At 39.5% G+C, this 13,048-nt stretch carries 7 protein-coding genes; 6 read left to right on the forward strand and 1 reads right to left on the reverse strand.

Translation table 11 applies throughout. The features are described from left to right. Window positions 1-216: 216 nt before the first annotated feature. The 5 genes from H4J76_RS12750 to H4J76_RS12770 all read left to right on the forward strand — a co-directional run bounded on the left by H4J76_RS12750 (window position 217) and on the right by H4J76_RS12770 (window position 9,667). The gene (locus H4J76_RS12750; RefSeq protein WP_182230788.1) at window positions 217-1,686 is read left to right on the forward strand and encodes a TolC family protein; all 1,470 of its coding nucleotides are present in this window, start codon (window positions 217-219) and stop codon (window positions 1,684-1,686) included. Continuing rightward, the gene (locus H4J76_RS12755; RefSeq protein ID WP_182230769.1) at window positions 1,683-3,269 is read left to right on the forward strand and encodes an efflux RND transporter periplasmic adaptor subunit; all 1,587 of its coding nucleotides are present in this window, start codon (window positions 1,683-1,685) and stop codon (window positions 3,267-3,269) included. The genes H4J76_RS12750 and H4J76_RS12755 overlap by 4 nt, the downstream gene beginning before the upstream one ends. 2 nt (window positions 3,270-3,271) lie before the next feature. Continuing rightward, window positions 3,272-6,391, forward strand: a complete 3,120-nt coding sequence (locus H4J76_RS12760; RefSeq protein ID WP_182230789.1) for an efflux RND transporter permease subunit — start codon at window positions 3,272-3,274, stop codon at window positions 6,389-6,391. A gap of 166 nt (window positions 6,392-6,557) precedes the next feature. Continuing rightward, window positions 6,558-8,198: an acetolactate synthase large subunit gene (locus H4J76_RS12765; protein WP_404842535.1), complete on the forward strand. Its 1,641-nt coding sequence runs from the start codon at window positions 6,558-6,560 to the stop codon at window positions 8,196-8,198. Between the two features lie 59 nt (window positions 8,199-8,257). Further along, window positions 8,258-9,667, forward strand: coding sequence for an aldehyde dehydrogenase family protein (locus H4J76_RS12770; RefSeq protein WP_182230771.1), 1,410 nt, complete (start codon window positions 8,258-8,260; stop codon window positions 9,665-9,667). A gap of 126 nt (window positions 9,668-9,793) precedes the next feature. On the opposite strand, the gene H4J76_RS12775 is transcribed toward H4J76_RS12770, so the two are convergent. Continuing rightward, window positions 9,794-10,567, reverse strand: a complete 774-nt coding sequence (locus H4J76_RS12775) for a hypothetical protein (protein ID WP_070376772.1) — start codon at window positions 10,565-10,567, stop codon at window positions 9,794-9,796. 407 nt (window positions 10,568-10,974) lie between these two features. Between H4J76_RS12775 and H4J76_RS20185 the strand changes: the two genes are divergently transcribed. After that, a complete protein-coding gene (locus H4J76_RS20185) occupies window positions 10,975-12,975 on the forward strand; it encodes a prolyl oligopeptidase family serine peptidase (protein WP_182230772.1) in 2,001 nt (666 codons plus the stop codon). Window positions 12,976-13,048: the final 73 nt, after the last annotated feature.

Genomic DNA, 13,048 nt, shown 5'->3' on the forward strand with positions numbered 1-13,048 from the left:
GCGTTGTTATAACAACTTATCACTGATAAAAAACCTAATTAATCAAAAATATTAATTGATATCCCTCTTGGAGGGGTTATGTTTTCAAAAAAATTCACACCAAAATTAATGGCAGACTTTGTTGTTGGCTCAGATAATAAAGTGCCTGCACTTGCTACTGTGACGCGACCGTTAACATGGGTTCTGACAAACGGTGTTCCATTAAGGAATATGCTGATGAATAATCACAACATCAATAGTAAGTTTTACTTAAAATACAGTGCAGGGCTGCTTGCTTTGATTGTCATTTCTGCCAGCGCCTCTGATGTTAAAATGGTTAAGAGCCCGCCACCATTGTCTTTTATAAAGGCAGTTAAGGTCGCTCAAAAAAATGATCCTTGGTTAACGGGGAATGTTCATCAACAAAACGCTCTTGAATCGATGAGCTCAGCTGCTAGTACCTTACCTGATCCTAAAATGTCAATTGGCTTGGCAAATTTACCGACTAACGGTTTTGACTTTGGTCAAGAAGGTATGACGCAAATTAAAGTAGCTATTTCACAAATGTTTCCACGTGGCGACAGTTTAGCGATTAAAAGCCAACAACTAAAAATTGAAAGTGAAGCGTTTCCCTATCAACGTAAAGACAGAGAATCAAAGGTTGCGGTTACCGTAGGAAGTTTATGGTTGGACACCTATCGAGTTCAGCAAAGTATTGTCTTAATTGAAAAAAACAGATCGTTATTTGAACAGTTAGCTGATGTAGCAACTGCAAGCTATTCATCGGCTTTAGGTAAAACCCGTCAACAAGATATTGTTCGTGCGCAATTAGAATTAACCTATTTAGAAGACAGGTTAGATAAATTAGCACAGCAGAAAAATCACTATGAAGGCATGCTTTTACCCTGGCTAAACACATTTTATAAGACGGGTAGTACAATAGATGAAGCGTCATTACTAACTGACTTTTCTTCACATGATATTGTAGTCAGTCATCAATTACCGCAAATAGAGTTAATGAATAGTCACTTAGTTTTGAAAGAAAATTGGCTTACACCAGGAGAGTTGCTGCCATATTTTTCAAATCACCCGGCGGTTATTGCTGTCGATAAGAAGGTGACTGCGACCAAAACAGGGATAAATTTGGCGCAGCAAAAATATAAAACTGAATGGGGTGTAAATGCAAGTTATGGCTATCGTGGCGATGATGCTATGGGAGGAAGTCGCGCCGATTTATTCTCTATAGGCGTAACTTTTGACATCCCCCTTTTTACTGAAAACCGACAAGACAAAGAAGTTCAATCGGCGATATCTCAAGCAGAAGCAGTGAAAACCGAAAAGTTACTGTTACTAAGACAACTGCTAGGTGCTTACTCGAGCGCCAAAGGAAGACTATTGCGCTTAAATGACAGACAAAATTTATATAAAAATAAACTATTACCACAAATACATGACCAAGCAGAAGCCTCTTTGACTGCTTATACCAATGATGATGGCGACTTTTCAGAAGTTGTTCGCTCACGTATTGCCGTGCTAAACGCTGAAATCGACGAGCTAACACTTAATGTAGAAGAGCAGAAGATAAGGCTTGAGCTTAATTATCTTTTTATTGGCGGTGCCAATTCGGTCGCTATACAAAACAAAAATAGCAAACTGGCTTTAGACAAAAGTAGACGAAATACGATTATTTCGGGAGAAAAACAATGAGCACATCTACCTCAACAAAATACGCTAAACCATTAGTTCTTGGCATTATTATTGGTGGGATGCTGACTGTTGCTCTCACTAAACTTATCACTTCGGGCAGTAACTCAGTATCGGATGTTACGTCTAAAGAGAAAGTGCCACTTTATTGGGTCGCACCAATGGATGCCAATTATATCAAAGATAAACCGGGTAAATCACCGATGGGCATGGATTTAGTACCCGTTTACGATGACGGTGGCAAAGGACCCGATGAAGGTCCCGGCACCATTCGTATTTCACCTGATGTTGTTAATAATTTAGGCGTACGCACGGTAAATGTTCAATATAAAAAGCTCAATAGCCAAATTAATACCGTTGGTTATGTTACTTATAACGAAGATAAGCTTGTTCATATTCACCCTCGTGTACAAGGGTGGATTGAGAAGCTCTATGTGAAAGCTGTTGGAGATCCAGTTAAAAAAAATCAGCCATTATATGATATTTATTCTCCTGAGTTAGTTAATGCCCAAGAAGAGCTATTGCTGGCATTAGAGAGAAAAAATAATCGATTAATTAATGCGGCAGAAAATAGATTATCAGCACTACAGTTACCTAAACTAGCGATTAAAGAACTAAAGAAAACGCGAAAAGTACAACAAAAAATAACTTTTTATTCACCACAAACCGGTGTTGTTGAAAGTCTAAATATCCGTGAAGGTTTTTTTGTAAAGCCAGGTACAACATTAATGTCGGTAGCTAATTTATCAGAAGTCTGGGTTGAGGCTGAGGTGTTTGAAAGGCAAGCAAGTTTAGTTAAAACCGCGTTACCCGTTACCATGACACTTGATTATTTACCGGGTCAAAAATGGCAGGGACAAGTGGACTATATTTACCCAATACTTGATGCTAAAACACGTACTGTGAAAGTACGTTTACGTTTTAATAATGAAGCGGGTGACTTTAAGCCTAATATGTTTGCAGAAATTGCCATAGATACAACAAGTGATAAACGAACACTCATTATTCCTAAAGAAGCGTTAATTCGCACGGGTAATCAAGACAGAGTTGTTTTGGCATTAGGAGAAGGCAGTTTTAAGTCAGTTGAGGTTTCTGTTGGGCGTTATGGCAGTGACAGTGTTGAAATACTAACCGGCCTTACTGATGGCGATAAAGTCGTGAGCTCGGCACAATTCTTATTGGATTCTGAATCGAGTAAATCTTCTGACTTTAAACGTATGCATTATCAGCTGGAACAAACAACGTCTGACTCAAATGACTCAAATGCGATGACGATGAGTGATAGCAATGACCACGTTATCAAAGAGAGTGTTTCCTCTGCAACAGTCAATGGTACCGTTATTTCGACCATGGTAAATCATCGAATGGTGACTATCGACCGAGAAGCCATTGTGAAATGGGATCGAGAAGCCGATAGAGTCGATTTTATTGTCGATGAAAAGGTTGATATGACCTTATTTTCAATCAATGCCTATGTGATGTTTACCTTTGAAATTCGCGCGGGTAATTTTATTATTGTTAGTGCTATGGCAATGTCGGCACCTGGTGTCGATACAAATAACATGACTAACGACGAAAGGAAATAATGATGATCACTGCTATTATTCGATGGTCTGTTGGTAATCGATTTTTTGTCTTACTTGCTACATTATTACTGGTGGCTGCTGGTTTATATTCTGTCAGCAAAACGCCTATTGATGCACTACCAGATTTATCTGATGTGCAAGTCATCATAAAAACAAGTTATCCGGGTCAAGCGCCACAAGTTGTTGAAGACCAAGTTACTTATCCCATTACTACAGCGATGTTGTCCGTGCCCGGCGCAGTTACGGTAAGAGGCTATTCATTTTTTGGTGACTCTTATGTTTACGTTATTTTTGATGAAGATACCGATCTTTACTGGGCACGTTCAAGAGTTCTTGAGTATTTAAGTCAAGTTGCCCCAAACTTACCCAGTGATGCTCGCCCTCAATTGGGTCCCGATGCTACAGGCGTGGGCTGGGTATATTTGTATGCCCTAACCGATAAAACTGGTCAACATGATTTAAGCCAATTACGGAGTTTACAAGATTGGTTCTTAAAATTTGAGTTACAAACCGTGCCTGGCGTTTCGGAAGTTTCTGCTATTGGTGGCATGGTTAAACAATATCAAGTACAAATTAACCCAGAAAAACTGCGTGCTTTTGGTATACCTCTCTCTCATATACAACAGGCCATTAAACAAGGTAATCAGGAAATAGGTGCATCAGTTGTTGAGATGGCAGAAGCCGAGTATATGATCAGGACAACAGGTTATATTAAAAGTGTCAGTGATTTAGAAAACATTCCGCTAGGGGTTAACGAGAAGGGAACACCGCTGTTATTAAAAGATGTTGCCGATATAGGCACAGGTCCGCAAATGCGTCGTGGTGTTGCTGAGTTGAACGGCGAAGGTGAAGTTGTTGGTGGTATTGTGGTGATGCGTTTTGGCGAAAACGCACAGCAAGTCATTAATCGTGTTAAAGATAAACTGGAAAAACTCAAAAAAGGTTTGCCCGAAGGCGTTGAGATAGTACCTGTATATGACCGCTCTGCCTTAATTGAACGTGCAGTAGATAATTTAGCCTACAAGTTGCTCGAAGAATTTGGGGTAGTCGCATTAGTGTGTATTATCTTCTTGTTTCATGTTCGCTCTTCTTTAGTGGCAATTATTAGTTTACCGGTAGGTATATTAACCGCTTTTATCATTATGCACTTGCAAGGGCTTAACGCGAATATTATGTCGTTGGGCGGTATTGCTATTGCTATTGGTGCGATGATTGATGGCGCCATTGTCATGATAGAGAATATGCATAAGCATATGGAAAAAACACCCTTAACAAAAGAAAATCGCTGGCAAATCGTCACAGAATCAGCCAGTGAAGTTGGGCCGGCATTATTTTTTAGCTTATTAATTATTACTGTCAGTTTTGTGCCGGTATTTACTTTAGAAGCACAAGAAGGACGAATGTTTGCTCCACTCGCTTTTACTAAAACCTATGCTATGGCGGCTTCTGCGGCGTTAGCTATTACCTTAGTTCCGGTACTTATGGGCTATTTTATTCGCGGTAAAGTGTTAGCAGAGCATAAAAATCCGGTTAATAGATTTCTGACCTTTATTTATATGCCAGCCTTGAAGAAGGTTTTACATTTTCCAAAAATCACTTTAGTTGCGGCATTAGCTGTGTTGGCTATTGGCATATATCCATTGGATAAAATTGGTAGCGAATTTATTCCACCACTTGATGAAGGTGACTTGATGTATATGCCGACAACCTATCCAGGGATTTCTATTGGTCAAGCTCGTCAACTTCTTCAACAAACCGACAAATTGATTAAAACCGTCCCCGAAGTACAAACCGTGTTTGGTAAAGTTGGTCGAGCTGAAACCGCAACAGATCCTGCGCCACTGACTATGATAGAGACTTTTATTCAGTTAAAACCTCATGACCAATGGCGAGAGGGCGTAACCACAGAGAGCTTAAAGAAAGAACTTGATGCGTTAGTCAAACTACCCGGAGTAACCAACGCTTGGGTTATGCCTATTAAAACGCGTATTGATATGTTGGCAACCGGTATTAAGACACCGGTAGGCATAAAAATAGCGGGGCCACAACTGGACGTTATTCAAGAAATAGGTCAGCAAATAGAAGTCATTTTAGCCGAAGTTCCCGGCACAGCGTCCGTTTATTCAGAGCGAGTTGCCGGTGGCCGTTATATTAAAATAGATATCCAGCGCGCAAAAGCTGCTCGTTATGGCCTAAATATCGCAGAAATTCAACAAGTGGTAGCAACGGCTATTGGTGGAATGAATGTTACTAAAACGGTAGAAGGTTTAGAGCGATATCCCGTTAATTTACGCTATCCACAAGATTATCGTGATTCGCCTGAACAATTATCTTCACTGCCCATAGTGACGCCAAACGGACAACGTATTTCGTTAGGTGATGTTGCCAATATCATTGTAGAAAATGGACCTCCGGGCATTAAATCTGAAAATGCCCGACTCAATGGCTGGGCTTTTGTTGATATTGATGGCGTTGATGTCGGAACCTACGTTGAAGCGGCGCAACAGGTGATTGCTGATAAATTAATCTTGCCTGCTGGCTACTCTATTACTTGGGCTGGACAATATGAATATATGCAACGTGCTAAAGCTAAGCTGACTTATGTGGTGCCATTAACTTTATTTATTATTATTATTTTACTCTATCTGAATTTTAGGAACGTTATTGAAGTGGCGATGATTATGGGAACTTTACCCTTTGCGATGGTAGGAAGCATTTGGTTAATGTACTTAGAAGGCTTTAACTTCTCAGTTGCTGTTGGCGTTGGTTTTATTGCGTTAGCCGGTGTTGCTGTAGAGATTGGGGTTATTATGTTGGTGTACCTCAATCAGGCTTACCAATCGATGCTAAGTGAACACCGCTTAGAAGGTATCATCACTAAAAAAGAAGATGTACTACAGGCTGTTTTACATGGCGCTGGGATGCGTGTTCGTCCTGTTATGATGACTGCTGCTGCTATTATTGTTGGTTTACTCCCTATTTTATATGGCACAGGTACGGGCTCTGAAGTGATGAGTCGTATTGCCGCACCTATGGTTGGCGGTATGTTGAGCGCGGTTATTTTAACATTACTGGTTTTACCAACGCTGTTTTATTTATGGCGATCGTCATCGATAAAATAGTGGCGATAAAAATAGTTTAGCAATCACCCTAATATTCATCGAGGTTATGGCGTTTTAAAATAGCGCCCGTACTTTTAAGTCTCATTGATGGTAGGGTAGTTGGGTAAAGTTTTATAAAGCATTGTGTACAAACTAATGAGGGAAAACTATGAACGAAAATGACAAAATAAAAGCATCCGATTTATTTGTGCAAGCATTAGAAGCCGAAGGGGTCGATCATATCTTTGCTGTTCCCGGCGAAGAAAACCTCGATATGCTCGAGTCCCTTCGCAAGTCGTCGATAAAATTAGTGTTAACTCGCCATGAACAAGGCGCAGGATTTATGGCGGCAACTTATGGACGCTTGACTAATAAAGCGGGCGTTTGTTTGGCAACACTAGGTCCAGGAGCAACAAATTTAGCTACACCTGCGGCCTATGCTCACTTAGGTGGTATGCCCTTAATTATGATCACCGGACAAAAGCCAATTAAAAAATCTAAGCAGGGCCAGTTCCAAATTATTGATGTAGTTGGCTTGTTTGACCCCATTTGCAAAATGTCTAAACAAATTGTCCATGGCAATACGATTCCGTCATTAGTGCGTGAAGCTTTCCGTCTCAGTGAAGAAGAGCGCCCGGGTGCTGTATTATTAGAGTTGCCTGAAGATATTGCTGCTGAAGATTGTACGGCAGGGATTATGACACCCCATAAACGTCATTATGCAGGTCCTAATGAGGTGGCACTCGAGGAAGCGGTTACGTTAATAAAGGCCGCTAAAATGCCGTTAATACTTATTGGAGCGGGCGCGAATCGTCAAAATGTTCGAGAGGCAATGTGTGATCTTGTTCACACAACACGTATTCCCTTTTTTGGCACTCAAATGGGAAAAGGAGTTGTTGATGAACGCTCAAGTCTCTTTTTAGGCACTGCAGCGTTATCATCGGGTGATTATTTACATTGTGCGATTGAACGTGCAGATTTAATTATTAATATTGGACATGATGTTATTGAAAAACCGCCGTTTTTTATGGAGCAAGGGGGTAAAAAAGTTATTCATGTTAACTATAAATCTGCGAAAGTTGATCAAGTATATTTTCCTCAATCAGAAATTATTGGTGATCTCGCGGCGTCTGTGACTGCTTTAAAAGATAAGTTAGCAGGAGAAGTAAAGTTTGATAGAAGTTATTTTGATAAGGTAAAACTCGCCATAGATGAGCATCTTGAAGAAGGAGCTGACGATAATCGCTTTCCTATTATTCCTCAGCGCTTTGTTGCAGACATTCGAAAAGTCATGGGTGAAAAAGATATCATCGCCTTAGATAACGGTATGTACAAACTTTGGTTTGCCCGTAATTATAAAGCATATCAACCTAATACGGTATTACTCGATAATGCCCTCGCTACAATGGGCGCTGGTTTGCCATCAGGTATGATGGCAGCAATGTTAAACCCTGACCGACGTGTGATGGCAATATGCGGGGATGGCGGTTTTATGATGAATTCACAAGAATTAGAAACAGCAATTCGTTTAGGCTTGAACCTAGTGATCACCGTGTTAAATGATAACTCTTATGGAATGATCCGTTGGAAGCAAGCCAGCTCTGGCTTTGCAGATTGGGGCTTGGAATTTAATAACCCTGATTTTGTTAAATACGCAGAAAGTTACGGGGCAACCGGGCACAGAGTTACCTCTGCTGAAGATATTATTGCTACCTATGAAAAAGCATTCTCAGCGGGAGGTGTTCATCTTGTTGAACTACCCGTTGATTACTCTGAGAATCAAAGGGTATTGATTGATGAATTGGCAGCAAAGGTTTGTTTAATATAAACCTTTTGTCTTAATATCGCTTGTCAGCAAGCATTTTTTAACTTAATAAAGAGCAGATTATGGCCGACTTAGACAAAAATAGTACCGCTGAAACACTCGATGTGGTTAACCCTTATGACCAAACTTATGTAGGTTCAGTTCCAACGGTAACGTGGGATAAAATTGATGAATATTTAGAGACTGCCCAGCAACTCTTCAAAGATCGTAAGCAATGGCTACCTGCCTTTAAGCGGATAAGTATTCTTAAAAAAGCGGCGGTGTTAATCTCACAACGAGCTGATGAATTAGCGTTACTCATCGCAAGTGAAGGCGGAAAGCCGCTGGTCGATGCTCGTGTAGAAGTTACCCGAGCTATCGATGGTGTAGAGCTTTGCGCAAAAGAAATATCGGCATTAACGGGTAAGCAAATACCGATGGATTTAACTGAAGCCGGAGCAGGGCGAATTGCTTTTACCAGTAAAGAGCCTATTGGAGTTGTGGTTGCTGTTTCAGCCTTTAATCACCCACTAAATTTAATTGTTCATCAAGTAGCTCCTGCGATAGCTGCAGGTTGTCCGGTGTTAGTTAAACCGGCTCGAGATACACCATTATCTTGTCAGGTGTTCGTTGATATTATGCACGAAGCGGGATTACCACCTCAGTGGTGTCGCTTTATTACGTGCGAGACATCAACGTCTGAAAGAATGATCACTGACCCTCGCGTCGCCTTTTTTAGTTTTATTGGATCAGCCAAAATTGGTTGGATGTTACGTTCTAAATTAGCGCCAGGAACACGCTGTGCATTAGAGCATGGTGGCGTTGCCCCGGTTATTATCGAAGAAAGTGCCGATATTGCAGCAATGATCCCGAGTTTGCTCAAAGGTGGTTTTTATCATTCGGGGCAAGTATGTGTTTCTGTACAACGTATTTTTGCGCCTCGAAATAAAGCTGAAGCCATTGCAAAAATGCTAGCTGATGGCGCTGAAAAGCTCGTTGTCGGTAACGCTATTGATGAAACAACCGAATGTGGGCCATTAATTCGTCCCAAAGAAGTCGATCGTGTTGAAGAGTGGGTTAATGAAGCCGTGACTGGTGGCGCAACACTTGTTACCGGCGGTAAACGCTTGGGTGATACTACTTATGCGCCAACAGTACTGCTTGAACCGCCAGTTGATGCAAAAGTTTCTAACATGGAAGTTTTTGGTCCAGTCATTTGTGTTTATGGCTATGATGACATTGACCAGGCTATTGCTCAGGCTAATTCACTAGACTATGCTTTTCAGGCATCGGTGTTTACCAAAAATCTTGATGTTGCGATGAAGGCGATACAGGAATTAGACGCTACAGCTGTAATGGTCAACGACCATACTGCCTTTAGGGTTGATTGGATGCCTTTCGCTGGGCGAAAAAGTTCAGGATATAATACCGGAGGCATAGCTTACACTATGCATGATATGTCTCAGGATAAGATGGCCGTTATTAAGCTCTAATACAGTGAGCTTTAATATAGTGAAATAAATAGTCTTTATAAAATAAAAGCGTCTTTAGTTGTTACCAAAGACGCTTTTTTATTCGCTCTATACGCACTTTCATTCGGCGCCTAGTCATCAAATACCTTACATCGATAAATCTTCACGTAATATGTAAATGTTATAAGAAATTTCATCAAAGTGTGATGACCATCTTTGCAGTACTTTTTTAGCTTTTTTTGGGCTATCTAAATGTTTAGCTAGTAATTTACTAAACTTAATATCTGGTGGCGCCATAGCTCCATAAGTCATGTAAGGAATAGCCAGACTCATTTCAAGTGTGCCATTGACTCTGTCATACCATAACCAATTATATGGCCAATTTTCTTTTTTAGCCGCATCACTGATTATTTTCTTATCTTTTTCTAAAGCTTCGCTGTGTCCTAACTTCAGCTGATAGGTATTAACACCGATATATTTATAAGTAACATCTGCTGGCCAATGACTGTTGTTTAGATCATTTTCAGCGCGGTGGTGTTCATAATGAGAAATATATTTGCTGACATTTTTACGCCAGTTTTCAGAGGCTTTCGCTTGAATGTTCCACTGACGGTAATCATCAAGCTCTGACCAAGTATTGCAACAAGACCGAACGATGTAAGCATCCATATTTGCCCCCATATCAGCTTGATAAACAGACCAGCTTCGTGGGTCTTTCATTAATTTTCGATAGGCAATGTGGTCTATAAACGCTTGTTCAAAATTAGCTATTTGTCCTGGTTTTGGTACAAATAACCACACATTAGCAATGTTTTTTACTGATTTTTCTTCTGCACTTACCGGTACTGACACCCAACCTAACATTAAGAACAAGGTTAATAGTACAAAATAAAATAATATTACTTTTAGATTTTTAGTCATGTTGGCTTCCTTTATATGATTGTTCATCCATGACAACCGCCAACAACTAAATGGAATATGGAAGAGTAATAATAATACAAAGTAGTCGTATTATTATTTGAGTTGGTTCATCAAAAGTGTAGGTGAAAAATTAAATAAAAGCCATTTATTGAGGCATGTTCATGCAATAATTTTGTGCTTTAACCGTTTGAGTTACTGTTACTTGGCTTGTCGGTAAAGCCAGAAAATTTTCTGCTATTTATTACCTCACCGTTTTATCCAAGCAAGCGTTAGGGATGCTTAATAAAAACTCATTTTATTATAATAAGTTAGCTATAAAGGCTATGGTAAAACTGTCGAATAAATATTGCCCTTTATTAAAACGCAAGGATATAATAAACAGAAATATAATAATAAAAGGATGTTCTGTGTATCCCCAAACAAAAAAAATACTGACCTTAGTTTTCATGTTTTTCAGTTACTGTTCCATGGCTATCGCGTTGGAAAATAACAATATAGAAAACAAACTAGCGGTAAAAAACCTCGATATTAATACACTCTTTGAGGAAGACGATTACCGTGATGTTAGTTTATCCCCCGATGGTAAACATCTTGCTTTGATCCAAGATCAAAAAGGGACGCCTGTTCTTATCATCGTTGCTGTTGATACGATGAAAGCGATTAATCAAATTTCCTTTGCCAATAAAGACAGTGTCGGTCAATACCGATGGGCAAATAATGAAAGATTACTGGTTTTTCTTGCCAGTAAAAAAAGAAATCAAGAGAGGAAGGGCTACTATGGTGAAATTTATAGCATCAATATAGATGAAGATGAAGGTGACTTTATTTTTGGTGTCCGTTCACTTGTTCGTCGAGGAAAAATAAAAAAAGGCACTAAAGACCACGATTACGAAAAACATTTGGCGCATCCTGAAATAATCAGCATGTTAAAGGATGACCCCGAACATATCATTATTTCAACGTCACAATATAATGATAAAGGTATGTGGGTTTTTAAGTTAAATATATATGAGGGTCAAATAGAAACGTTAGCAAAAATTGAAGACAGCAAGGCAAACCATCAAACGACTCAGCTAGATTACTTCGATGAAAGCCAAGAGTTATGGCTTAGCAGCAACACGGAAGATGATGATATTACTATCGCGCGTTATGATTTTGATGATGAGTCTTGGTTGTACTATAAACCTAAAAATGCAAGCGCTAGCTTATCTATTATCAGTACTTATAAAGATCAAAAGCAACTAGTGGTAAGTGATTATTGTGGTAACGATACTATTTCTATTTGTTTATTTAATCCAAAAACTGAGCAATTATCGACGTTATATACCGTGGATGGTTATGATACCAAATGGCTTTACTTAGATAATCAAGGTAGACCTTTTGCCGTCTCTTACTTTGACGAGTACCCGCAATATAAAATTTTAGATAAAAAGCATCCTATGGCTGAAAAACTTTCGGACTTCTTAGGACAATTTGCCGGTTATCACATTAACGTTAGCTGGGATAAGACATTTGAGACCAAAGCCTTAATCTCTCTTTCGAGCGACATTCAACCGACCTTATGGTATTTATTTGACCGTGAAACAAATAAGTTGAGTTACGTTGCACATAGCAAGAAGGGTATTGATACTAAAAAATTACATCCGCAATACTCGTTTAAATTTAACGCGAGAGATAACACCCCCATCCAAGGATATATAACCTTACCAACAAAAACGACTACTGCCGCAGTACCTGCTGTTGTTTTAGTTCACGGTGGCCCACATGCTCGAGATTATTGGGGATTTAATCCAGAAGTTCAATTATTAGCTTCGAGAGGCTATGCAGTGGTTCAGGTTAACTATCGTGGTTCAACAGGTTTAGGTTGGAAATTTGAAGCCGCAGGTTTTGGCCAATGGGGAGATAAAATTCAGTATGACATTTTAGATGGCATCAATTATTTGGTCGACAAAAAATACATAGATAAAAGCCGTCTCTGCATCATGGGCGCAAGTTTTGGCGGTTATAGTGCTATTCAAAGCAGCATTATTGAACCTGATCTGTTTAAGTGTACTATTGCTCGATCAGGGGTTTATGACTTGCCATTATTGGTTGATCACGAAGAGCCTGAGGTAGCGAAAGTATTAATTAAAAGAGTCGGTCTAGAAAACATCCAAAAAGCCCATTCACCGATTCATAAGATTAATTTATTAAAAGCACCCGTTTTATTAGTACATGGCACCAAGGATGACAGAACACCTTTAGAGCAAGCAGAAGTATTACTTAAGCAATTAAAGAAGCATAACAAGTCGTACGAATGGTTTGAAATTGAAAATGAAGGGCATAATTTTTATAAGTTTGACAACCGAATTATATATCATGAAAAAGTGCTTCAATTTCTAAACAAACATAATCCGGTTACTTTATAATGGCTGCTCCCTTGTGCACAATGGTATAAGGGAGATTTACTGGCTAATTGCAGCCAAGATATTACCTAAGTCA

It is taken from the genome of Colwellia sp. BRX9-1, assembly GCF_014077195.1.
GTDB lineage: Bacteria > Pseudomonadota > Gammaproteobacteria > Enterobacterales > Alteromonadaceae > Colwellia_A.

Coding starts and splice junctions, on each gene's coding strand:
- H4J76_RS12750 (WP_182230788.1), top strand. CDS start 217: ATGAATAATCACAACATCAATAGTAAGTTTTACTTAAAATACAGTGCA.
- H4J76_RS12770 (WP_182230771.1), top strand. CDS start 8,258: ATGGCCGACTTAGACAAAAATAGTACCGCTGAAACACTCGATGTGGTT.
- H4J76_RS12775 (WP_070376772.1), bottom strand. CDS start 10,567: ATGACTAAAAATCTAAAAGTAATATTATTTTATTTTGTACTATTAACC.
- H4J76_RS12760 (WP_182230789.1), top strand. CDS start 3,272: ATGATCACTGCTATTATTCGATGGTCTGTTGGTAATCGATTTTTTGTC.
- H4J76_RS12755 (WP_182230769.1), top strand. CDS start 1,683: ATGAGCACATCTACCTCAACAAAATACGCTAAACCATTAGTTCTTGGC.